Below are 23,114 nucleotides of genomic sequence, written 5' to 3'. Positions count from 1 at the left end.
ACAACTCTCACCTACTTTCCTTTATAACTTGTGACATCCTAATGCTAATATACTCAATCTTCAACCATACAGTCAAACGTGTTGCTTCCTGTAATGCCCCTATTTTCCGACTGTTTCAGTTTATTGCGACATATTAACTGACATCTAATTCGTTGTTAACTTTCGATAAGACAGCAGGATGAGCTTGTGTAGGGATATTTACCCGGATATCTACATATAAAGACTATTTCGAGACCGAAATCTTAACATTAATCAAAATCAACCCACTTAATGTTAGATTTCTGACCAAGTTTGCGAAGATTTCTGAAAAAATCATATTGTCAAATCGTGAACATCTAACTATAATGGCATTAAGGCTTTCTTAAAATGTTATGAAACATTACACGTTGGGAGTGGTCGGTTGTATGGTAGAGATGGGACTTAACGCGGTATGGATTATGGTCGCGGCCGTACTCGTGCTACTGATGCAAGGCGGTTTTATTCTATTGGAGACGGGCTCTACCCGAATGAAGAACGCGGGTCACGTCGCCGGCAAGACGATTTTCACAGTGGGACTTATTTCCTTGGTTTACTGGGCGGTCGGATACGGATTCGCATTCGGCGGCGACGCTGGCGAAGGACTGAACAAGATCCTCGGGCTTGGCAATTTCTTCTTCGATCCTTCGATCTCCGCGGCCGAAGGAGATGCTTATCCTTCCAGCGTATTCTTCGTCTTCCAGCTCGCGTTCGCAGCTGTGTCGATGTCGATCGCGTGGGGCGGCTTCGCGGAACGCGCCAAGCTGTCGGTGTACCTGATCTTCACGCTGTTCTTCGGTTCGGTGATCTATCCCGTCATCGCACACTGGATCTGGGGCGGCGGCTGGCTGGCTGAAGACGGCTCGCAGGACTATGCCGGTTCGACCGTCGTACACTTGACGGGCGCTATGGCTGCCTTCGCGGCAACGATCCTGCTCAAGCCGCGGATCGGCAAGTACAACAAAGACGGCTCCGCCAACGAGATTCTCGGACATAACCAAGTATTCACTTCCTTGTCCGTACTGTTGCTGTGGGTAGGCTGGTTCGGCTTTAACGCAGGCAGCGCGCTCACGATCGGCGACGGATTCTTCGCTTACGTCGCATTCACGACGCAATTGGGCGCTGCCGGCGGTGCGGTTGCCGCGCTGTTGATCTCCTGGCTCGTGAAAGGCAAAGCGGATATCGGCGTTACGCTGAACGGCGCGCTGGCCGGTCTGGTTGCCATCACCGCATCCTGCGCATACGTTGAGCCTTGGGCAGCTGTTGTGATAGGTCTTATCGCAGGTGTGCTCGTATTCTTCAGCCAACTGTTCTTCGAGAAGATCCGTGTGGACGATCCGATCGCCGCTCTGTCTGTTCACGGAGCGGCAGGAGTTTGGGGAACTTTGGCGAATGGATTCTTTGCAACCCCTGAACTGGCAGAGAAAGTGGGCGTCGGCCAAGCGGGCCTGTTCTACGGCGGCGGCGGACACCAGCTGTGGGTGCAATTCCTGTCGGTTGTCGTCTGCGGAGCATTCGCATTCGCGGCATCGTTCATCGTGCTGTGGGTCATTAAGCAAATCATGGGGCTGCGCGTAACGGAAGAGCAAGAGATTGTCGGTCTCGACCTGAGCGAGCATGGCAGCTACGGCTACCCGGAAGCGCTGAAGAAGTCGAATACGACGACTGCGCTCTAATCTCTAACGAACGAATCTAAGATTGCACGTTACCTTGTCGGCGTCACGTTTACCGGCGTCCTTACAGGAGGGAATAAGCCGCATGTCCATTCTCCACAAGGAGAGGCTGTTGCTTGACATTAAAGGCGCCGGCAATCCGGACAGCTTGCGAAGCATAAGGGAAGAGGAGCAGAATCGCCTGGAGGCGGTTCTCTCCTCTTCTCCCATAATGGAGTGGGTTGAAGAGCTGAACGAGCTCCAAGATGCTCTTATTGCGAGAGCGTTGGAGTTAGTTATGGCCGAGATGGCACGGTTGGGGCTGGGCGCTCCACCCGTGCCATACGCGTATTTGCTGTTCGGGAGCGGGGGGCGCAGCGAGCAGACGATGAGCAGCGACCAAGACAGCGGGCTAATCTACGAGAATCCGGCCAACGAGGCGGATGCGGAACGGCTGTCGCGCTATTTTGGAACGTTTGCCTCTACGGCGGTTCAATATTTGATCTCGATCGGATATCCGCCTTGCGAAGGCAATGTGATCGCCTCCAATCCCGAATGGTGCATGCCGATTGGGGATTGGGAACGCAAGCTCGACGGCTGGTTCGCGGATCCGAGCTGGGAGAACGTCCGCTATCTGCTCATTGCGGCGGATGCGAGACTCGTCGCCGGAGACGCGGAGCTGGCTGCGAGATGGACGAACCGGTTCCGCAGGGACGTCCTCGGCCATCCGGTCATCGCTCGAAGGATGATGGAGAATACCCTGCGGCATAAGGCGCTGATCGGCGTCTTCGGCCAGCTGCTGAAGGAGCGGTATGGAGAGACGGCCGGAACATTGGATATTAAATACGGCGCTTATATTCCGATGGTGAACGTCTTCCGCTTGCTGGCCGTACGGTCCGGCATCCGCGAGACGAGCACGATTCGGCGCATACGGGCGTTGGAGCAGGCCGGTATTCTGCCCTCGGAAGAGGCGCTGTTGGCGACGGAGGCGATCGCCTTATTCATGCAGCTGCGCATGCTCGCTTCGGAGCGCAGCGAGGACGGCATACGAATCGTGAACGGCAAGCTGCCTGCAGCCAAACTTAAACGCGAATGGAAGGCTCCTCTGAAGAATGCGCTGAAACTCTGCCGCAAGCTGCAGCGGCAGATTGAGAGAGAGCTGCGAAGCCGCTTCGGCGGGAGGTGAACAGCATGAAGGAGCCCAAGAGTCCGATGGGCCGCATGTGGAATTTGTACAAAGTGGGCGGCATAACGCCGGCGATCGCTTCTCTGCTGGGCGCTTCGAATGCGCAGCAGATGGCGTTCATCCGTTCGATGTCGCGCGACCAGCGGAAGGAGTCTGTGCTGGAGACCCCGCTTCGTGAGCTTGCGGCCGTCGTGTTCGATTTGGAGACGACCGGCTTCAATCCCAATAACGGGGACGAGATTATCTCGATCGGCGGCGTGCGAATCATAGGCGGTGACTTGGAGGAGAGCGAGCCGTTCTATCGGCTTGTGAATCCGAAGCGCAAGGTGCCTAAGCACATCGTCGAACTGACGGGCATCACGAACGAGATGGCGGGAGCTGCCCCCGAGCTGATGCAGGGTCTTCACGACTTCCTTGATTACGCCGATCGGCGCGTGTTAATTGCCCATGGCAGCGGCCACGACAAGCAGTTCCTGAACGCCGCGTTGTGGAAGACATCGAAGGTGAATCTGACGCATCGGGTGCTCGACACGATGATGGTCGCGAAGTGGCTGGAGCCGAACCGGAAGAGCTACGGCTTGGATGAGCTGCTCGAGACGTACGGCATCGAGGTAACCTGCCGTCATCATGCGCTTCATGATTCCATCATGACGGCGAAGCTGTGGTTCGAATTCCTGAAGCGTATGGAAGCCAAGCAAGTGAACACGTTAGGCGATCTGTACGCCTACTTGAGCCGGCACTAATCCGCGCAGACGGTCAGCGGAATGGCGTACCATGACGATTGCGCCTGCGGCTTCGACGGCTTCGCTTCTGGCTGCTCCTGCGTTAACGGGCGCGGACGGGATCCGGAATCGAATCCGTATACATGAAGTGCCTCATGCTGACGCGATAAGTCCGCAATCCACATCGACGCCGATACGTCCTGCCCTTCCGCGTCCAATTGGCTGGGGCGATGAGGACCATAAGGGTGGGAGTGGAAAAAACCGACGATACTTCGTTGGTTTTTTTGTGCATGGCAGCCAACCTGAATCCACTCGGCCGGATCGAACTGGAACGAGCGTTCCGGATGAACCGCGACATTGCGAATGAAGGCGAAGCCGTCTGCGCGGACAACCAAGTTGGCGACTTCGCCAAACAGAACGCCGCACGATTCATAGGGCTTGCGGGCTCGGCATTGTTCAATCAAGCTTGCTTGAACCGAATGCGTAATGACGGCTCTCTTCAAACGTTCCGACATGGAAACCCCTCCGGTGTTCTCACTCTAAACTAATAAGAACAGTATGAGGGGCGAAGTCCTTTTGGGCAACCTGAGGATGATTTATTTGACCTATTTGACCTGTTTGGCAGGCTTCACGAAGAACAGTACGAGCAGGAAGGTGACAAAAGATAGCGACGACACCGTGATAAATACGGTTCGATGCGAGATCTCCATTAGCCAGCCGAACAGGGGAGGACCAAACGCGACACCCAGAAACCGCAGGCTGCTGTACAGCGACGTGATCATGCCGCGCTGCGCCTTGTCAACCACTCCCGTAATCATTGTCGTCAGGCAGGGCAGGAGCATCCCTGTCCCGATACTGCTGACGGTCAGCAGACCGATAAAGACATATAGGCTGTGATTAAGCCAGATCGCGGCGCATAACGAGGCTGCCATCAACGCAAGTCCAATATTGGACAGCCAGCGGATGAGGACGCCGTTCTTCTTAATGACGGCACCGGTAATATAAGCGACCGTTACCATCCCGAAGACGGGGATGGCCAGAATCATGCCTTTCCATACCCCTTCGATATTATAAGGCTTGTCTTCCAGAATGTTGGACAGGAAGAAGAGCACGCCGAACAAAGTGAACATGGCGGCAGCGCCCGCCCAGAACGAGATGATGAGCCATCTTCCGTCTTTGGCGAATACCTCGCGTATTTTCTGAACATAAGCCTTCAACTGGATCGGACCCTTCTCGCGCTTCGGTTCCTTGATCAGGAATATAACGGCAAGCAGCGATAAGGCGCAGAAGATCGGGAATGCGAAGAAGGCGGCGTACCACACGATAAGCGCAAGAAGCGAGCCGAGAATCGGGCTGATGACCTTGCCTGAGCCGTTGGAGGCTTCAATAATGCCAAGAGCCTTGCTCTCCTCCGCATCCTTGTACAAATCCCCCACAAGAGCCATCGCGATCGCTGTCGTGCCCGCGGCGCCAATGCCTTGAATGGCCCTGGAGCAGAGCAGCAGCCAATAGGAGTGCCATACTGCGGCGAAGCCTGACAGCACGCCGGCTCCTCCGTAGATGATGAGAGCGGGAATGAGTACCGCTTTCCGGCTGGCGCGGTCGGATAGGTAACCTGCGACCGGAATGATTAATCCGGCTGTAACGGAGAATAACGTAATGACCAAGCTGCTCTGGAACGAAGAGATGTTCAGCTCTCGGCTCAGAGTGGGCAGAATGGGCACGATCATCGAGTTGCCGAGCACAAGCACGAGTGGAACAGTAGCCAAGGCGATGATCTGCCATACGTTGCCTTTGGCCGGAGCTTTCGATGAAGCTGATGCTGCCTCCCGGCCTCGCGAAGAGCGGGAGCTTGAGGCAATATCGCTGGAGAAGACGATCTGCAGCTTGCGTTCCGGCTTGTCTTTGGAAGATGAAGTGGCCATGGTCTCCTCCTGTAAACGGATGGGTGCGTGACACAAGTAATGTACCCATCGGAGACAGGGGACATTCCGCTGCTGCGGTTGGAATCGTTCGGCATTTGAGGTAAGATGGATGGTGCAGCGCTAGAGGAAAGAGGGAAATGGAATGAAACGCAATATTGTCATTTTAGGCGCAGTAGCCCTTATTATTGTCGTGATTCTGATCATGAATGGCATGAAGCAAGAGAAGCCGCTTGCCGAAGCGAATCCGGCGGCAACGTCCGCTGCGGAGCAAGAGCTGAAGACCGCTCCGGAGGAAGGCGCGTTGGCTCCGGCCATTCAACTAAGCTCGATGGACGGACAAACCACTTACGAAGTGGGCGGCAAGCGGGACAAACCGGTCATTATCAATTTCTGGGCTTCCTGGTGCGGGCCATGCGATGCTGAAGCGCCGGATTTGATGAAGGTATATGACAAATACAAAGACCAAGTGGACTTATATGCGGTGAATGTCACGACGCACGATACCGTTCGCGGCGCGAAGGACTTCGTGAAGGAGAAGGGCTTGCGATTCCCGATTCTGATGGATACGGAAGGGAAGACGGAGAAGGATTACAAGGTCTATGCTTATCCGGTCAACATTATCGTGGATCGCGACGGAGTCATCCGACATCGCATCGAAGGCGCGCAGTCCGTCGCCGATTGGGAGAAGATGCTGAAGGAAGTGTTGTAATTTCTCCCATAATGGCAAATAGAAAAGCAAAAAATCGCCTGCGCGAACTGCGCGGGCGATTGCTGTATTGATATGGTTAATCGGCGGCTGCCCCCACAAGTAATCGGAAAAAGCATCGGAGCACCGCGTCACTTTAGGGGGGGATGGATTAGTGGTTCACCAGTCCAAGCGATTCGGGAATGGCTTCGGGCACTGATTCGCTCCGAGTCATGCTAAGCAGCGCATATCGGATGCTGTCCACGAGCGCTTCCCAACTGGCTTCGATGACGTTGGAGGAGACGCCGACGGTACTCCACGTATCGTGGAAGTCCGAGGACTCGATGAGCACGCGGACCTTCGCGGCGGTCGTATCCTTCTCATCCAAGACGCGAACCTTGTAGTCGGACAGGTGGATATTCGCGATAGCCGGGTAAAAAGGGGCGAGCGCTTTGCGCAGTGCATTGTCGAGCGCGTTGACCGGGCCGTTGCCCTCCGCCACGGTATACACCTGTTGGCCGCCGACCCGGAGCTTCACGATCGCTTCGGTCAGCATATCCGTATTGCCGGATACGGAAGGCTGCTCGCAATGAATCTTGAACGAGTCGACCGTAAACATGGGCTCGGAGTCTCCGAACGCTTCGCGCAGCAGCAGCTCGAGCGAAGCATCCGCTCCTTCGAACTGGTAGCCTTCATGTTCGAGCTTCTTGATCCGGTCGATGAGCTCCCGCGATTTGGCGACTTCGCTGACCTCGAGGCCGAGCTCCTGCGCTTTGGAGACAATGTTGCTCTGTCCGGCAAGCTCGGAGACGAGCACGCGCTGCTTGTTGCCGACGAGCTCCGGCGAGATATGCTCGTACGTCTTCGAATCCTTTAGGATGGCGGAGACGTGAATGCCTCCCTTGTGCGCGAAGGCGGCGGTGCCGACATAGGGCTGGTTCACAGGCAGGCTCACGTTGGCGATCTCGCCGACGTATCGCGCCACGCTCGTTAGCGACTTCAATTGCTCATCGCTGATGCAAGAGTAGCCCATCTTCAACTGCAGATTCGGCAGGATCGAGACGAGATTCGCGTTGCCGCAGCGTTCGCCGTAGCCGTTGATCGTCCCTTGCACTTGCCGGGCTCCTGCGTTAACAGCCGCCAGTGAGTTCGCAACCGCCAGCTCGCAGTCATTATGCGTATGAATGCCGATCGGCGCTTGAATGAGGCTCGTTACCCGGCTGACGATGTCGTGAATCTCCGTCGGGAGCGTTCCGCCGTTCGTATCGCACAGCACGATCCAGTCCGCGCCGGCTTCCTTCGCCTTGGCGAGCGCGGCGATCGCGTAGTCGGGATTGGCCTTGTAGCCGTCGAAGAAGTGCTCCGAGTCGAAGATAGCCTCGAGGCCGTGACGCTTCACATAAGCGATCGATTCATAGATCATCGCGAGATTCTCTTCCAGCGTGGTCTGGAGAGCGGTGTGAACGTGAAAGTCCCATGTCTTGCCGACCAGTGTGGCTGCTCTAGCTCCGGATTCAATCAGATGCTTCAGATTCACATCCTGCTCGCAGGTGCTGTTCTTGCGCCGTGTGCTGCCGAACGCAGTCAATTTGGCCTGCAGATTCAGCTCCCGGGCTCGTTTGAAGAACTCGATGTCCTTGCCGTTGCTGCCCGGATTGCCGCCTTCGATATAGTGAACGCCAAGCGCGTCTAGCTTCAATGCGATCTTAAGCTTGTCTTCCGCCGTGAGGCTGATGCCTTCGCCTTGCGTTCCGTCCCGAAGAGTCGTGTCGAAAATGCTGATGGAAGTCGTCATGTGATAGCGTGCCTCCTGCCTTGAATATCCTAAAGCGTTAAAGCGTCAATTATTCTTACTATTATAACATGCGAGATTGTATAATACGATTAGATTTCTTCGCCGATGCCGGGAGGTGAACCGCTGTGAACGGCAACGGAAGCCGCATTATTCTGCATATCGATATGAACGCCTTCTACTGTTCGGTGCATGCCGCAGAGGAGCCGGACAAATATAAAGGCAAAGCGACGGCCGTCGCCGGCAGCGTGGAGCTGCGCAAGGGCGTCGTCGTGACGAGTTCCTATGAGGCAAGGGCGCGCGGAGTTCGTACTGGCATGACCGTGCGCCAGGCGATGCAAGCATGCCCGGAGCTGATCGTCATTCAGCCGGACTTCGATGTCTACCGCCGCTACTCCAAGGGGTTCCTGCGCATCGTCGGCAGCTATACGCCGCTGGTCGAGGCGGTCTCGATCGACGAGTGCTACGCGGACATTACCGGCAGCGGCCAGTTCGGACAGCCGCTGGAGATCGCCGAGCTGATCCGGAAGCGGGTCAAGGAGGAGCTGTCGCTGCCTTGCTCGATCGGCGTGGCTCCCAACAAGCTTCTCGCCAAGATCGCGTCGGACATGCGCAAGCCCGACGCCATCACAGTGCTGAGACGGCGCGAGGTGCCGAAGCTGCTGTGGGACAAGCCGTGCCAGACATTGGTCGGCATCGGCCGGAAGACCGCGGAGAAGCTGACACGGATGAACATCCGGACGATCGGGGAGCTTGCGGCAGCCGATGAGCAATGGCTGGTCGATCGCTTCGGCGTATACGGCAACTGGATGAAGCGGGCCGCGAACGGAATCGACGACTCGCCCGTCGAGCCCGAGCATGAAGCGGCCAAGTCGATCGGGCATACGACGACGCTGCCGGCGGACCTGACTGAACGGGAGCAGTATCGCGCGGTGCTGCTCAATCTGGCCGACCAAACGACGCGAAGGCTGCGGCGGCAAGGGATGATGTGCCACACGGTGCAAATTACGATTCGCGACCCGGATATGAAGACTATCACCCGGTCGGAGACAATCGACATTCCGACGGACGCGGCGGACGACGTGTACCGTGAAGCGTGCCGCCTGATGGACCGCCACTGGAAGAACGGCATGCCCGTCCGGCTTCTCGGCATTACGCTTCAGGGGCTGTCTCCCAAAGCAGAGACACCTGTCCAACTCGACTTGTTCGAGTATGAAGCGACGCCGCGCAAGGAACAATTGAATCAAGTCATGGATAAGTTAAGGGACAAGTTCGGGGAGAGCGCGGTGCTCACCGCCGGTATGCTGACGGACGATCCATCGGCTTTGATCCGCAACAAGAAGCTCCGCGGGACTTCGCTGCAAACCGATTTTCTCCGCGAGAAGGATTCCTTGGAAGAATAGGCAAATATAACGTTCGGCAAGCTCGCGGAGAGAACGTTATGTTCTGTATTTTCGTTTGATCTGCATAGGTTTTTGTATTATATTGGACAATAGCAAAGCCCTTTTTTCTTATGCATTTCGCGGGGTTGATCGACTGAAGGAGGATTACTGGAATGGCTAAATTTACTTATGTAGATAAGGATACCTGCATCGCATGCGGCGCATGCGGCGCTACGGCTCCCGATATTTACGATTATGACGACGAAGGTCTCGCGGAAGTGATCTTCGGCGGCGACGGCAATCATGGCAATACGGAGATTCCGGAGGAGCTCTATGACGATCTCCAGGACGCCAGCGACGGCTGCCCGACGGATTCCATCAAGATCGCCGACGCTCCGTTCAACTTCTAAGCACGGCGAAGCGAATCGCTTAAACAAATCCCCTTCCGGCCATGGCCGAGAGGGGATTTTTTGATATGGATGTTGGAGTTGTCCCAGAGGCAGGCAGGTTAGACGTTCAGCCCGAGCAGAACCCCGACGACAACAACGATCGCCGCGAAGATAGAACCGATCCAGATGAGCGCCTTCTTGTTGACCTGATCTTTCTGCTGCTTGGAATGGGGGAGTGCGGGACGCTGCTTTTTGGCTGAACTCACGGTAATCAACCTTCCTTAACAAGTGATTGATGATATATACCTATATTGTAAACGGTTGCTCGTCAAAAAGCCAGATGCCCGTCCGCTTGTACCGGGCGGTTGCTCCCTTTTCTTTTGCGCTCGAAAAGGCTAAACTGATACGCGGAAGGTTTTCTCATATGGAAAGGATGTCTATCGGTCGGATGTATAAGCTCGTCAAACCTATCTTCTTCAAAATGGACCCCGAAGCGGCTCATCATCTGGTGGTGGATGGCCTTGGCCAAGCCTCCCGGATTCCGCTCGTTCCTTCCTTCATGTCTGTCATATGGGGCGTTCATGCGCCCAAGGAGCTTGCGGTCGATCTGTTCGGGCTTCACTTCGGCCACCCGGTCGGACTTGCGGCGGGATTAGATAAGAACGCGAAGGCGATTGGCGGATTCTCGCGGATCGGCCTCTCCTTCATGGAGGTCGGCACGGTAACGCCGCTCGGCCAGCCCGGCAACGAGCAGCCGCGCCTATTCCGTCTGCCTCCGGACGAAGCGCTCATCAACCGGATGGGCTTCAACAACGAGGGAGCGGACGCGATGGCGAAGCGCCTGGAACGACTTGGCCGCCGGCGCGTTCCGGTTGCCGTCAACATCGGCAAGAACAAAGCGACGCCCAACGAGCGCGCTGCGGACGATTATCGCGAATGCATGAAGCGGCTCTATGCGCACGGCGACTTCTTCGTCGTGAACATCAGCTCTCCCAATACGCCGGATCTGCGGAAGCTGCAGCACGGAGATGAGCTCCGCGGCTTGCTGGATGCGGTGAAGGATGAGATGAATATCCAGGCGAAGCGTCAAGGCGGACAGCCGAAGCCGGTTCTCGTGAAGATCGCGCCGGATAACGACGAGGAGCAGCTCTCCTATATGGCGGAAGCGATTGTCTCGAGCGGCATGTCGGGCATTATCGCGACGAACACGACGATCGGCCGCGACGGGTTATCGCATCCGAACGCGAAGGAGACAGGGGGCTTAAGCGGACGCCCGCTGACGAAGCGGTCGACGGAGATTATCGCATCCATCTACCGGCTGACGGAAGGCAAGCTGCCGATTATCGGATCGGGCGGCATCTTCACCGCGCAGGACGCTTACGACAAGATACGAGCCGGGGCTAGTCTCGTCGAAGTGTATACGGCGTTGATCTACAAGGGACCCGGCGTGTTCGCCGAGATCGTTAGAGGGCTTGCCGGGCTGCTGCGCAAGGACGGCTTCCGCCATATCTCGGAAGCGGTCGGCGCCGACCATAAGCGAGGATAACAAACGGCAGCTGGATGGGGCAGGATTGCGGCAGTCGCAGTCGAACTTCTTTTGGATAGGCAGAAAGGAGTTTCCGGTATGGACGGTAGAGATTGGAATCGGTTCTTGCTTCCTTATCAGCAGGCGGTAGAGGAACTGAAGGTGAAGCTGAAGGGCCTGCGCTCCGAGATGAAGTCCCGTGACGAGTATGCTCCGATCGAATTCGTGACCGGGAGAGTGAAGCGGATCTCGAGCATTCTGGAGAAGGCGAGGCGTCTGAACGTGCCGCTGGACCAGATTGAGACGGGAATCGAGGATATCGCGGGTATTCGCATTATGTGCCAATTCGTAGACGACATTCATCGGGTAGCGGATCTGATCCGCATTCGTCAGGATATGAAGGTAGTATACGAGAAAGACTATATTACCAATTACAAGCAAAGCGGTTACCGCAGTTATCACATTATTGTGGAATATCCCGTGCAGACGTCGATCGGTTCGATGCCGGTGCTGGCCGAGATTCAGATTCGGACGCTGGCGATGAATTTCTGGGCGACGATCGAGCATTCGCTTAATTATAAGTATAAAGAGAAGCTTCCCGAGCATGTGCGCGAGCGGCTGTTCGAGGCGTCGGAGGCGGCTTTCAAGCTGGATAACGAGATGTCCAGCATCCGGCAGGAGATCGTCGACGCGCAGCAGGATTTCGAAGGCGAGTCGAACGTCGTCCGCAAGGTGATGAATGATATTCAGGGGCTATACTTCTTCCGGCGCGTTCGGGAGGCGGCGCAGTTCCAGCTCCGGTTCAACGAGCTGTGGGAGCAAGGAGACCTCTGGGGCTTGAATGAGCTGGCCATCGAGCTGCGTGAAGCGCTCATACGAGCAGGCAAGAACCAGAACAGTTAAGGCAGTCAGGACAGACGGAGGTAGACGATCAAGAAGGTATGAGACTGCCGGCACAATTCGAGCACTCCATGAGGGAGCTGCTGCGCGAGGAAGCGGAAGCGTTCCTCGCGACATACGCGAGCCCGAGAACGTCCGGGCTTCGCATCAACGCTTTGAAGCTAAGCCGAGCGGCGTATGAAGAACGCTTCGGCGCGGCGGGCGATCGGATTCCTTGGACGGCTGGAGGCCTGTACACGGCGGAGGAGGATCGCCCGGGCAAGCATCTTCACTATTACTTAGGGCTCTATTATATTCAGGAACCGAGCGCGATGCTGCCCGCGGAGCTGTTAGGCGTTCTGCCGGGACACCGCGTGCTTGATCTGTGCGCGGCGCCGGGCGGCAAGTCAACGCAGCTTGCTGGCAAGCTGGCAGGCCGCGGCGTTCTCGTGACGAACGACAACGCTTCGGAGCGGACGAAGGCGTTAGCCAAGAATGTCGAGCGCGCCGGAGCGGCGAATGCGATCGTCATGAACGAGGAGCCGGAGAGGCTGGCGGAAGCGTTCGGCGCGTTCTTCGACCGCGTGCTGGTGGACGCGCCGTGCTCAGGCGAAGGCATGTTCCGCAAGGACGAGGAGATGGTGCGCGAGTGGGAACGGCACCCGGATACGGTGCAGCGGTACGCGGCCATGCAGCGCGGCATTCTGCGCGAGGCGGCGAAGCTGGTAGCGCCTGGCGGCAAGCTGCTCTATTCGACGTGTACGTTCTCGCCGGAGGAGAATGAAGGGAGTGTCGCCTTGTTCCTGGCGGAGCATCCGGACTTCTCGGTGGAGAAGGTAGAAGCGCCGCCGGAGTGGGGGTTCGGCCCGGGCCGCCCCGACTGGCTGACGCCGGAGGGGACGGCAGGGCTTGAAGGCGAGCGGCTGGCATCGCTGGCCGGCACCGTCCGCGTATGGCCGCACCGCAGCCGCGGCGAGGGGCACTATGCCGCGCTGCTCGTCCGCGAGGGCGGAGCTGCGGATGCGGGGGCGGCAGTGGCCGACAAGTCGGGCGCGCAGGATGCGGCAGAGACTCGTGAGGCGGAAGCGGCAGGGCGCGACTGGTCGTTCCCGCCGCTGGCTTCAGTTGACGGGCCGGCAGATCGGCGCGCGAGCGTATCGGCGAGCATGCGCACGCCCGCGGCGGCGAAGGAGAAGCCGCGACCGGGCAGAGCGCCGCAAGGCGGTCACGGCCGCGGCAGAGACAGCGGCGGCAAGGGGAGGCCGGCTGCGGGGCAGACCGATGCGCAGAAGCGCGAGATGCTGATGGCGTTCGCGCGGGACATGCTGCCGGATTGGCGGCCGAGCGGACGGCTGATCGTGCGCGGCGACATGCTGTACTTGCAGCCGGACGGCCTGCCGCCGATCGAACGGCTGCATCCGGTACGCCCCGGCTGGCTGCTCGGATCGGCGTCGAAGCACCGCTTCGAGCCGTCGCAGGCGCTGGCGATGGGGCTGCGAATGACCGACGCCGCGCGATCGCTGCGGCTGAGCAGCGATGAGGACGAGGCGCTGAAGTACATGAAGGGCGAGTCGCTCCATCCCGACCCGTCGCGGATTACGGACGCGGAAGGGAATCCGGCGTCCGGGCGAGGCTGGGCGCTCGTTTGTATCGATGATTGTCCCGCGGGATGGGGACGTTGGGATGGCGCGCTGCTGAAGAATGAGCTGCTGCCCGGCTGGCGCTGGGTGTAGGAGAGCGAGGCAAGCATGAAGAAGACGATTCGATTGGACAAGATGCTCGGCAATCTCGGCTACGGCACGAGAAGCGGCATTAAGGCGCTGGTTAAGGAACGGGCGGTTGCCGTTAACGGCGTGAGGGCGAAGGACCCGGGCATGCAGATCGATCCGGAGAAGGATGAGGTTGTGCTGAACGGGGAACGGATCGTGTATCGGGAGTTTGTCTACGTCTTGCTGAACAAGCCGGCCGGCTACGTCTCCGCGACGGAGGACAATCGGGATCGAACGGTGCTGGAGCTGTTGGACGAGGAGATGAACGTGTTCGCGCCTTTTCCGGTGGGCCGGTTGGACAAAGATACCGAGGGACTGCTGCTGCTGACGAATGACGGCAAGCTGGCGCACGAGCTGCTGTCCCCGAAGAAGCACGTGCCGAAGACGTACCGTGCGATCGTAGCCGGAGAAGCGGGCGAGGATGACAAGCGGCGGTTCCGAGAAGGCGTGACGCTGGACGACGGCTATGAGACGCTGCCTGCCGAGTTGGATGTGCTGTCGGTCGTCCGCGCAGGAGATGCGATGGCACCTGCCGAGATGGCAGAGGCGTCGGAGCGCACAGCTCTTCTGCCGGCGCTTCGCGGCGCGGAGCTCGCGGCGGCGCAGCGCGAGGGCAAGCCGCTCAGCTGGGTCGAGCTGACGATCATGGAGGGCAAGTACCACCAGGTGAAGCGCATGTTCGAGGCCGTCGGCAAAGAAGTCGTCTATCTGCGCCGAGTTGCGATGGGACCGCTGCGACTGGACGGGACGATATCGCCAGGCGAATGGCGAGAGCTGACGGAGGCGGAAGTAACGGCCTTGCGGGAATATCGCAGGGACCGGACGGACTGATCTGGGAAGATGACGGGCTCTTCTGCTGAGCCGAGGGGATAAGCCTGCCAAAGAGAGAATAGACATATAGCGGCAAACGAATCAGGGGACAACTGCAAGGTGTGGTACGTGGAGACGCCGGTCGAAGGTTCCGTGTTGGCGAGGTGCCGCAAAGCAAAAAGGAGTTGGCCGCGAGCCAACTCCTTATTGCGTATAGCTGCAATGTTAGAAACAGGCGAACAACAAAATGACCAACAGAATGAAGAGAATGAGAATCAGCGCCGCGATCCCGTTACTGCCGCCTATCGTGCTGGACATGCGGTACCTCCTTCGAGCCCGCGACGATCCGCGAGCGAGCAATTGTCGTTCGGAGGCAAAGCGGAGCCCTGACCCGGCATTCGTCCCGCTTTGCACTTACCTCATAGTATGAAGAAGGGCAGGAGCGGATTGGACATTTGTCCCGGGCGGCGGGTGATTGGGCGAAACGCCTGGGGAGTTGGGAACGAATCCGATTCGGGCAGCGGTTCAGGAGCCGTCTCTCGCTAGTTCAATCGCAGCCCTTTGGGAAAATGGTTCTTGTACTGGCCGTTGTTCGCCTTGATCCAACCGAGAGGATGGCCGTCAACGGTTACCAGCCCCCAGCCGCGATCCGCTCCGTGACGTGCGGGCAAGCTCTCGCCTCTCAGATAAGCCGCGATCTCCGCGCTATCGGGCGGGTAATCGCAGGTGAGAGCGGCCATGTCCGGCCGCACGGCTCTCGCCAGAGCGTGCGAGGGCTCGAAGCGTCCCTTGCGCACGTTGCCCAGCTGCAGGCCGGGACGCGGAAGCTTGAGCCCCTTCAGCCCGGCAGCTGAGATTGGGCCGGCTTCCGGAGCAGGGAGCCAATAGAGAGCTTCGCCGAACAGCAGCGGTTCGCCGTCTGCCGGCAGCGTGAATCCGGGAAGCGCAGTCTCCGCGAACTCGCGGAGAAGCCGCATGCCATCGTCGGCAGCCCCGCGTGCCGCTGCGTCCAGTTTGCCGCCGGAACGGGCTGCGCGGCGAACAGCTTTGCCTTGGGGCGCAACCGCAGGGAGCTCGTTCGAACCGAGTTCGGCCTCCCGGCGGCTAATCTCGCGAGCGGCAACTCGCCCGCTCGCTTCATTCGCGGCAATCTGAGAGTTGCCGGCGACTGGGGTGGACGATCTTCTCTCGAGGACAGCCGCATAATGGCCTTCGCCTTCGCCGCGGTGCGGCCACATTCGTTCTTCGCGCAGCAGTTCGAACTCAGGATAGGCCTCTAGGAACCAGGAGATTGTCTCCTCGTTCTCCGAACGATTGAACGTGCAGGTCGAATAGACCAGCCGCCCGCCCGGCTTCAGCAGCTTGGCGGCGTCGGGCAAGATCGACCGCTGCCGTGCTGCGCAGGCATCGATTGCCTCCGGCGACCATTCCGAGGCCGAAGGCGGGTCCTTGCGGAACATGCCTTCTCCTGAACAAGGCGCATCCAGCATGATCCGGTCGAATGCGCCGGACCAGCGGGCGGACAGCTCATCCGGCGCGGCATTCGTCACGACGGCATTCACGATGCCGAGACGCTCTACATTCTCTGCCAATATTTTGGCGCGGCCGGTATGAATCTCGTTGGCGACTAGCAGTCCGCGGCCTTGCATGCGGCTTGCGATCTGCGTCGTCTTGCCGCCGGGAGCCGCTGCTAGGTCGAGCACGATCTCCCCTGGCTGAGGGTCAAGCAGTTCCGCCGCGATCATCGCGGACGGCTCCTGGATGTAGTACAATCCCGCGGCATGCCACGGGTGCCGTCCCGGGCGGGCCGATTCCTCATAGAAATAGCCGAGTCCGCACCACGGAATCGGCTTCAGTTGGAAATGCTCGGTCAGTCGGGCAAACAGAGGTTCGTCCGGCGTCAGTTTGAGCGGGTTGAGCCGAAGGCCGTACGTTCGCGGCTCCTCATAGCTGGCCAGCATCGCGTCGGCTTCGGAGCCGAGCTGCCGGCGGATTCGTTCGACGTATGCTGCGGGCAGTGAAGTCATCGGTCAAATCTCCTTCTAAACCTGATCGCTATAAGTATACACGAGCCGATATAGGGCGCCAATCGGCGGCCGGTCGTTCGGAGGATGGAAGAAAGCCGGTAACTCATTGGAGCGCAGCCGGCGCCCCTAGCCGGCGTGGCTCATGGCCGCGTAGTCGGTGACGCGGTTCTTGCCTGTGTTCTTCGAATGGTACATGGCTTCGTCTGCTTGCCGGATCAGCGTGTCGGCCGGGATCCCGAGGTCTGTCTGCGAATAGCCGATGCTCGCCGTGACGATCGTCTCTTTCTCGATGCGCGCGCGGATTCGATCCGCTGCGGCGGCCGCGGCGCCAGAACCGAGCGCGAAGGCGACCAGCTCCTCTCCGCCGTAACGGCCGGCAAGCCCCGAGCCCTCTGTCTCCTCGGTGAGGATCGCCGCCACTTGCCGAAGGACCTGGTCCGCCTGGTGATGGCCCTGCTCGTCGTTCAGCTTCTTGAAGTTGTCGATATCGCAGAAAATAACGCCCACCGTATGGCCGGACTTGAGCGCTCGCTCCAGCTGGCCGGTGAAGAAGCGACGGTTGAACAGGTGCGTGAGCCCGTCGGTAATGGCCGAACGATAAGCGGTATTGAGCAGCTCGACCACCCGATCGAACAGCAGCATAAACAGCAAAATAAAAAAGGCAATCGTCAAAAGAGCTTCGATCGATTCATAAACTGTAGCGTCGGGATAAATGTAACGTCCGAGCATTCTTGACAAATGCAGTGCGAAAGAGACGATGAGCGCCAGCAAATAACGCCTCGGCTGTCCGATGTGCGGAGCGAACATCAGCGCGAACAGCGGGCACAGCGCCACCAGGAAGCCGTCCAGCACAGGGGATTGAAGCGCGGCCGGCTGCCATAGCTCGCTGAGCGGCTGCTGTCCCGTGAATACGGCGCCGGCCGAGATGGCGAGCGTGATGCCGATGAGCGAATAATACCAAGCCTGCGTCCGGGGGCGGCTCTTGTGATAAAGCTCGAATACGGCAAAATTCAGCAATATGAACGTGATCGCATACAGGACATTGTCGGCCAGCGCGAGCAGAGACTTCTGCGGAATCAGGCCGAATGCCAAGGCGATCTGATAGAGCTGCTGCAGCACGCTGAATCCGATAGAGAGAATCAGCTTGCGGTAGCCGGAGCGCTTGTTGCGCGCATAAAGCCTGTACGCCATGAACAGCATCAGGCAAACGACGATGAAGGTAACGCCTGACGAGAACGTCCGCAGCTCAGCGGATGTCAGGCTCCAAGAGGCCGATAGGTTCATAAGGACTCCTTCGCAATTCTTTACAGAAACATATGTTCTAATATATCATAAACATATAAGACCGAGAAAGCAGGACAAAGGAGGGAATGGCCATGAACGTGCTGCAGGCGCTGTTCTTTCCCCCGGAGCAGCCGGGAGGCGTCTCATCCATGGTGCCCTACATTAGGGAACGGTTCCGCAAACTCGGTTGGGAAATGGAATTGTTCTCACTCCCGAAGCGAATCCGCAACAAGGGGCAGGAAGAGATTGAGTTCGAGACGTTCGATTGGCGAGAGTTCGCCGGCAATCCCATTGTCGATAAATATATCCAGACGCTGAAGGATTATATTTGGTGGACGAAGCTTCGTCTTAAAGATAACAAATACGATATTATTCACGCCCATCATCCGGTAGCGGCGCTAGCCATGAAGCGGATCTACCCGAGCATTCCGGTCATCATGACCGTGCACTCCAGCTTCGAGAGGGAATTGATTCTGAACCGCCGCATCGCCGAAGGCGGTCCGGAGCACCGGTTCTTGACGAAGCTCTACGGCGAGCTGGAGGCGAAGGCGGACCGGATGCTGACGGTGTCGCGATCGTTCGCCGCTTATCTTGGCGGCTACGTGAAGCGTCCCGAAGCAATCGGCGTCATTCCGAACGGCTATGACGAGAAGCGGTTCAAGCCAATCTCGCACGAGAATGAAGTGGCGCAGCTCGTGACGGTATGCCGCCTCGTTCCGGCGAAGGGCATCGACCTGCTGCTTAAAGCATGCGCCGAGCTTCACGGAAGAGGCCATGCATTCGTGCTGCACATTATCGGCGACGGGCCGATCCGCGAGGAGTTGGAGACGCTTAGCCAGCAGCTTGGCATTTATGAGGATACGATTTTCTACGGTTACATGCTGCATCCGGAGGAACTGATGCCTTTCTTCGATATATTCGTGCTGCCATCCCGGGCGGAGTCGTTCGGCTCGGTGTTCGCGGAGGCGGCTCTGTGCCTGCTGTCGCTCGTCGGCACGAATGTCGGCGGCATTGCAGAGCAGATCGACCACGGCGTCAACGGAATGCTCGTGCCGGAGGAGAATCCGAAGGCGCTGGCGGACGCGCTTGAGCAATTGATCGTCGATCCGCAGTATCGCTACGAGCTGGCGCGGGCCGCCATGAACAAGGCGAAGAAGACGTACTCGCTGAACCGCGTCATCGCGGAGCTCAAGAAAGTTTATATCGAATTCGGGCCTGCGGACTTCGCTTCCAAGCGGACGGAGACCGCCGAGTAACGAACGGCCGCGACCGGAGAGGAGTAGCTCTGTGGGAATCCCATTCAAGTTCCTTCACGCCGCGGATCTTCATCTGGACAGTCCGTTCCGCGGCTTATCCCGAGTTCCGCCGGCCGTGCGCGAACGGCTGAAGGAGTCGACCTTCGCGTCTCTCCGGCAGCTTCTGCTGCTGGCGAGACGAGAGAAGGTCGACTTTGTCGTGCTCTCGGGCGATCTTTATGACGCCGCCGACCGTTCGCTTCGCGCGCAGCTGCGTATGCAGCGGATGCTGACGGAGCTCGCGGAGGAAGGCATTCAGACGTTCATCGTCCACGGCAACCATGATCCGCTGGACGGTTGGAAGGCCAAGCTGGATTGGCCTGGCAAAGTACATATTTTCGACTATGGAGATCCGGAGCCGGTGCCCGCTTATCGCCGGGACGGGGAAATGGCGGCGTACGTGTACGGCATCTCGTATCCGCGTTCGAGCGTGACGGATAACCTCGCGGCCCGTTATCGGGTGCGGCCGGGGGCTCCGTTCCATCTGGCGGTGCTGCACGCCAATGTCGACGGCAATGCGAATCACGACAATTACTCGCCGTGCAAGCTTAGCGATCTCACCGCAGCCGGCTTCGACTACTGGGCGCTTGGGCATATCCATGACCGCAGGGTGCTCCGCGAGTATCCGCATGTCGTCTACCCGGGCAACATCCAAGGGCGCAGCATACGCGAGACAGGCCCTAAAGGCGCGTATGTCGTCAGCGTCTCGGAGACGGGGAGCATCGAGCTGTCGTTCCGCGACACGGCCGACGTGCTGTGGCACGAACGGATAGTGACGATTGACGGCGCGGGGCGCGAGGAGGAACTGAAGGCTCGGCTGCTGAAGGCGGTGGACGAGTCGCGCAGCGAGTCGGGCGGCCGCCCGCTCGTGCTGCGGCTTCGTATCGAAGGCCGAGGCGAGCTGCACGGAAGGCTGCAGCGGGAAGAGACGGCAGCCGAGTGGCTGGAGGAGCTGCGGGAATGGTGCGGCTCTCCGGAAGACAGCGACGATTGGGTCTGGATCGACAGCCTGGTCGTTCGAACGCGGGCGCCGCTGGCGGAAGCTGCCGAGGGAGACGAGGATGGCTTCCTCGGCGTGCTGACCCGGCTTGGCCGCGAGGCTGCAGCCAGCGGCGATGGCGCGCGCGAGCTGCTGGAGGCGGCGATGGATGCGTCCATGCGCCAGCCGAAGCTGCGCGAGTGGTGTGCGTCGCGCAGCGACGAGGAGCGCGAGGAGCTGATCAGCCGCGCGACGGAGCTGGCGGCCAGCCTGCTGGGCGAGGCTGGCGGCTGAGCGGCGTGCGGAGGCGGACGGTTGGACGAGCGTGGCGGCTGAGCGGCGTGCGCCGGCAAGACTGCATGGTGAGCGAGGCGGTAGAGCGGCGTGAATGGATAGGCGTTGTCGTGAGGCGGATGTGCCTTCACATGAGCGATACCGAATAGGTGCGAAATTTCGAATCCAATAGGGCCGGATTTGTGATTATGGGCTAAATGTGTATGAAATCTCGAATACGATGCGCTGTTTGAGCGATATCGCTCTGAATGTAGTCGGTATATCGAATACAATCAGCTGCTGGGCCTGTTGTACGGTCCGGGAGGGTGGACGGTTCGCGGCGTGAGGGGGCGGCAATCGAAAATGTACATAAAAGAAGCGAGAATCGACGGCTTCGGCGCGCTAAGCGGCGAGACGTGCACGTTCGAAGCGCCTGTCACAGTCGTATATGGTCCGAATGAAGCGGGCAAGAGCACGCTGCTGCGGTTCATCCGCAGTATGCTCTATGGCTTCGCGAATCGCAGCCAGCCGGCAGAGCGGGGCGAGCCGGTATACGGAGGCAGGCATGGCGGGCGGCTCGCGATCGAGGATCAGGGCCGCCTTCTGCTGCTGGAGCGATATGGGGATATTGCCGTGCGGCGCGGAGGAGCAGCTGCTGTGCTGCGGGACGAGAACGGGCTGGAGCTGCCGGTCACGCAAGCGGAGCTGGAGCGCCGGCTGCTTGGCGGCGTCTCCGAGCGGCTGTTCCGGCAGCTGTTCGCAGTGACGCTGGACGAGCTGCAGGAGCTGCGTTCGCTGTCCGGCGACGAAGTCGGCAACTATCTCTATCACGCAGGGATGGCGGGCGGCGCTGCGCTGACGGCGGCTAGCAAGTCGCTGGAAGCGGAGCTCGAGAAGCTGTACAAGCCGCGGGGAACCTTGCCGGAGCTGAACCAGGTGCTGGAGCGGATGCGCGTGCTGGAGGCGGAGCTTCGGCGGGCGCGAAGCGGCGAGGGTCCGTTCAATGAGGCGACGCTGGAGCTGGAAGCGATCGAGCGAGAGCTGCGCGAGGCTGAAGCCGGCGTTCCCGAGCTGCGGCAGCAGCTGGCGCTGGCGCAAGGAGCGCTTGAAGCGAGGGAATGGTGGCTGCGGCAGCAGGCGATCAGCTTGGAGGAGGAAGAGCTGGCGTCGCAGCTCGAAGGTCCGCTCGCGGAGCCGCTGCCCGAGGATGCGGCGGTCCGATGGGAGCGGCTGCAGGAGGAGCGACAGCAGGCGGAACGCCGGCTGCGTGAAGCGGAGTCGCAGCTAGATGAGCTGCGGCGGCTTCGGGAGCAGCTCATGTGGGACGCGGAGTTGCTCGAACGGCTGCCCGACATCGAAGCGCTGGAGGACCAGCGAGAAGCTGCCGCGGCCAGACGCGAAGAGCTGGCGGAGCTAACCTCTGATCTGCGGCTCCAAGACGAGCTGCTCGCATCGCTGCTCGCTAGGCTGTCGCCGGGCTGGGGGCAGGAGGAGCTGCAAGCTCTCGCGGCGCTCGCGGAGAAGGAGCGGGCGCGCGCGCTGCTAGCTGGCTTGGCTGGCACGGAGCGAGAGCTGGAACGTGTAGATGCAGAGCTGAGGCGGGTGGCGCGGCAGCTGGCTTCGCTAGCGAATGAGACAGACGTGCGGACAGCCGGCGGCGCAGCGCTTGAAGCCGGGGAGATGGGCGCGGGAATAAGCGTGATGGAGGCCGGCAGGCCGGCTGCGGGGCTGGCCGCTTACGGCGGATTCGCGCCAAGCGATCGCCCGGCGTTGCGGCAAGCGTGGCACCGGATGGAGGAAGAGCTTCAGGAATGGGAGCGTTCGAAGCTGGCAATTGAGCTGACCCAGTCAGGACTCTCGACTGGGCAGAACGAATCGTCAGGAAGAGCGGCGGCTTCTCGAGCGAGGCGTTCCTCCGGCTATGGACGGAGCGTCATGCGTCCGGGTCTCCTCTCGGCGGTCATCGCTGCGCTTGGCGCGGTATCTGCCATACTGCCGGCGGCGCTCGGGCTAGAAGGCGCTGTGCGAACGGTGTTGTTCACGGTTGCGGCGGCGCTGCTATTAGCGGCGGGCGGCGTAATGGGCGCGGCGCTTCGGCCGCCGAATGGTGTGCCTGGCAACCGAAGGGGTGAAGGGTTGGAGGCGGCAGACGCGCTCGATCGGCAGCGGGGTGCGCAAGCCGCGAAGGCAGCGCTGGCGTCCGCGGAGCGAAGCGTATCGTTGGCGGCGCGGGAGCTGTTCCGCCGCCCGGAGGAAGCGGCTGCGGCGTTGTTCTCTGGTGAAGCGGCGCGAACAACATGGAGGGAAGCGGTCTACCGCGAGCTCGACCGGATGGAGGAAGAGGAACGCAGCCGCTATGCGAAGCGGGAGACGGAGCTGCGGCGCGCGGAAGGGGCGAAGGAGCGCGAGCAGCTGCTGCGGGAACGCGAGACGATCGCGGCCGAGCAGGAGGCGCGGCAGAGCGAATGGCTCGCCTGGCTGCGCGAGCGCAAGCTGCCAGTTCTCTCGACACGTGACAATCGCCT

19 protein-coding genes are annotated in these 23,114 nt (G+C 59.6%); 13 read left to right on the top strand and 6 right to left on the bottom strand.

Translation table 11 applies throughout. The annotated features are described in order from the left end of the window. The first annotated feature begins 404 nt into the window (after positions 1-404). The 3 genes from H4Q31_RS16270 to H4Q31_RS16260 all read left to right on the top strand — a co-directional run bounded on the left by H4Q31_RS16270 (position 405) and on the right by H4Q31_RS16260 (position 3,596). Positions 405-1,691: an ammonium transporter gene (locus tag H4Q31_RS16270; protein ID WP_185180114.1), complete on the top strand. Its 1,287-nt coding sequence runs from the start codon at positions 405-407 to the stop codon at positions 1,689-1,691. 82 nt (positions 1,692-1,773) lie between these two features. Then, complete coding sequence (locus H4Q31_RS16265; RefSeq protein WP_185180113.1) at positions 1,774-2,853, top strand: DUF294 nucleotidyltransferase-like domain-containing protein; 1,080 nt, start codon at positions 1,774-1,776, stop codon at positions 2,851-2,853. Between the two features lie 5 nt (positions 2,854-2,858). Further along, a complete protein-coding gene (locus tag H4Q31_RS16260) occupies positions 2,859-3,596 on the top strand; it encodes an exonuclease domain-containing protein (protein WP_185180112.1) in 738 nt (245 codons plus the stop codon). Here the strand turns inward: H4Q31_RS16260 and H4Q31_RS16255 are convergent. Continuing rightward, positions 3,593-4,090, bottom strand: coding sequence for a M67 family metallopeptidase (locus tag H4Q31_RS16255; RefSeq protein ID WP_185180111.1), 498 nt, complete (start codon positions 4,088-4,090; stop codon positions 3,593-3,595). The genes H4Q31_RS16260 and H4Q31_RS16255 overlap by 4 nt on opposite strands. Before the next feature lie 90 nt (positions 4,091-4,180). Continuing rightward, positions 4,181-5,500 (bottom strand): MFS transporter, encoded by a 1,320-nt coding sequence (locus H4Q31_RS16250; RefSeq protein WP_185180110.1) that lies wholly within the window; start codon positions 5,498-5,500, stop codon positions 4,181-4,183. A 142-nt stretch (positions 5,501-5,642) separates the two neighbouring features. Here H4Q31_RS16250 and H4Q31_RS16245 point away from each other — a divergent pair, with 142 nt between their 5' ends. After that, on the top strand, positions 5,643-6,209 hold the full coding sequence (locus tag H4Q31_RS16245) for a TlpA family protein disulfide reductase (RefSeq protein WP_185180109.1): 567 nt from the start codon (positions 5,643-5,645) through the stop codon (positions 6,207-6,209). A gap of 148 nt (positions 6,210-6,357) precedes the next feature. On the opposite strand, the gene cimA is transcribed toward H4Q31_RS16245, so the two are convergent. Then, entirely contained in the window at positions 6,358-7,980 is a 1,623-nt protein-coding gene (cimA, locus tag H4Q31_RS16240) for a citramalate synthase (RefSeq protein WP_185180108.1), read from the bottom strand. Positions 7,981-8,105: 125 nt separating this feature from the next. Here cimA and H4Q31_RS16235 point away from each other — a divergent pair, with 125 nt between their 5' ends. Next, positions 8,106-9,380, top strand: coding sequence for a DNA polymerase IV (locus tag H4Q31_RS16235; RefSeq protein ID WP_311771746.1), 1,275 nt, complete (start codon positions 8,106-8,108; stop codon positions 9,378-9,380). A gap of 152 nt (positions 9,381-9,532) precedes the next feature. Continuing rightward, positions 9,533-9,769, top strand: coding sequence for a ferredoxin (locus H4Q31_RS16230; protein ID WP_185180107.1), 237 nt, complete (start codon positions 9,533-9,535; stop codon positions 9,767-9,769). 98 nt (positions 9,770-9,867) lie between these two features. Here H4Q31_RS16230 and H4Q31_RS16225 read toward each other — a convergent pair whose 3' ends face one another. Then, positions 9,868-10,014 carry a hypothetical protein gene (locus H4Q31_RS16225; RefSeq protein ID WP_185180106.1) on the bottom strand — a complete coding sequence of 49 codons (147 nt, stop codon included), beginning with the start codon at positions 10,012-10,014 and terminating at the stop codon, positions 9,868-9,870. Positions 10,015-10,181: 167 nt separating this feature from the next. Here H4Q31_RS16225 and H4Q31_RS16220 point away from each other — a divergent pair, with 167 nt between their 5' ends. From H4Q31_RS16220 to H4Q31_RS16205, 4 genes are all read left to right on the top strand, one after another. Further along, complete coding sequence (locus tag H4Q31_RS16220) at positions 10,182-11,294, top strand: quinone-dependent dihydroorotate dehydrogenase (RefSeq protein ID WP_185180133.1); 1,113 nt, start codon at positions 10,182-10,184, stop codon at positions 11,292-11,294. A 78-nt stretch (positions 11,295-11,372) separates the two neighbouring features. Next, positions 11,373-12,176, top strand: coding sequence for a GTP diphosphokinase (gene yjbM, locus H4Q31_RS16215; RefSeq protein ID WP_185180105.1), 804 nt, complete (start codon positions 11,373-11,375; stop codon positions 12,174-12,176). 38 nt (positions 12,177-12,214) lie between these two features. Beyond that, positions 12,215-13,885 carry an RsmB/NOP family class I SAM-dependent RNA methyltransferase gene (locus H4Q31_RS16210; RefSeq protein WP_185180104.1) on the top strand — a complete coding sequence of 557 codons (1,671 nt, stop codon included), beginning with the start codon at positions 12,215-12,217 and terminating at the stop codon, positions 13,883-13,885. Positions 13,886-13,900: 15 nt separating this feature from the next. Then, positions 13,901-14,752 carry a pseudouridine synthase gene (locus tag H4Q31_RS16205; RefSeq protein WP_185180103.1) on the top strand — a complete coding sequence of 284 codons (852 nt, stop codon included), beginning with the start codon at positions 13,901-13,903 and terminating at the stop codon, positions 14,750-14,752. A 521-nt stretch (positions 14,753-15,273) separates the two neighbouring features. On the opposite strand, the gene H4Q31_RS16200 is transcribed toward H4Q31_RS16205, so the two are convergent. Together H4Q31_RS16200 and H4Q31_RS16195 are read right to left on the bottom strand one after the other, a co-directional pair. Further along, positions 15,274-16,758, bottom strand: a complete 1,485-nt coding sequence (locus H4Q31_RS16200) for an RsmB/NOP family class I SAM-dependent RNA methyltransferase (protein WP_185180102.1) — start codon at positions 16,756-16,758, stop codon at positions 15,274-15,276. 126 nt (positions 16,759-16,884) lie between these two features. Then, positions 16,885-18,042 carry a GGDEF domain-containing protein gene (locus H4Q31_RS16195; protein ID WP_185180101.1) on the bottom strand — a complete coding sequence of 386 codons (1,158 nt, stop codon included), beginning with the start codon at positions 18,040-18,042 and terminating at the stop codon, positions 16,885-16,887. 92 nt (positions 18,043-18,134) lie between these two features. Between H4Q31_RS16195 and H4Q31_RS16190 the strand changes: the two genes are divergently transcribed. The 3 genes from H4Q31_RS16190 to H4Q31_RS16180 all read left to right on the top strand — a co-directional run. Then, positions 18,135-19,298, top strand: coding sequence for a glycosyltransferase family 4 protein (locus tag H4Q31_RS16190; RefSeq protein WP_185180100.1), 1,164 nt, complete (start codon positions 18,135-18,137; stop codon positions 19,296-19,298). Between the two features lie 31 nt (positions 19,299-19,329). Next, complete coding sequence (locus tag H4Q31_RS16185) at positions 19,330-20,610, top strand: metallophosphoesterase family protein (RefSeq protein WP_185180099.1); 1,281 nt, start codon at positions 19,330-19,332, stop codon at positions 20,608-20,610. 342 nt (positions 20,611-20,952) lie between these two features. Then, positions 20,953-23,114, top strand: a 2,162-nt coding sequence (locus H4Q31_RS16180) for an AAA family ATPase (RefSeq protein ID WP_185180098.1), incomplete at its 3' end; no start/stop codon positions are given.

The sequence above is a fragment of the Cohnella lubricantis genome, assembly GCF_014212015.1.
Lineage (GTDB): Bacteria > Bacillota > Bacilli > Paenibacillales > Paenibacillaceae > Cohnella > Cohnella lubricantis.
This window is presented reverse-complemented; position numbering and strand designations above follow the sequence as displayed.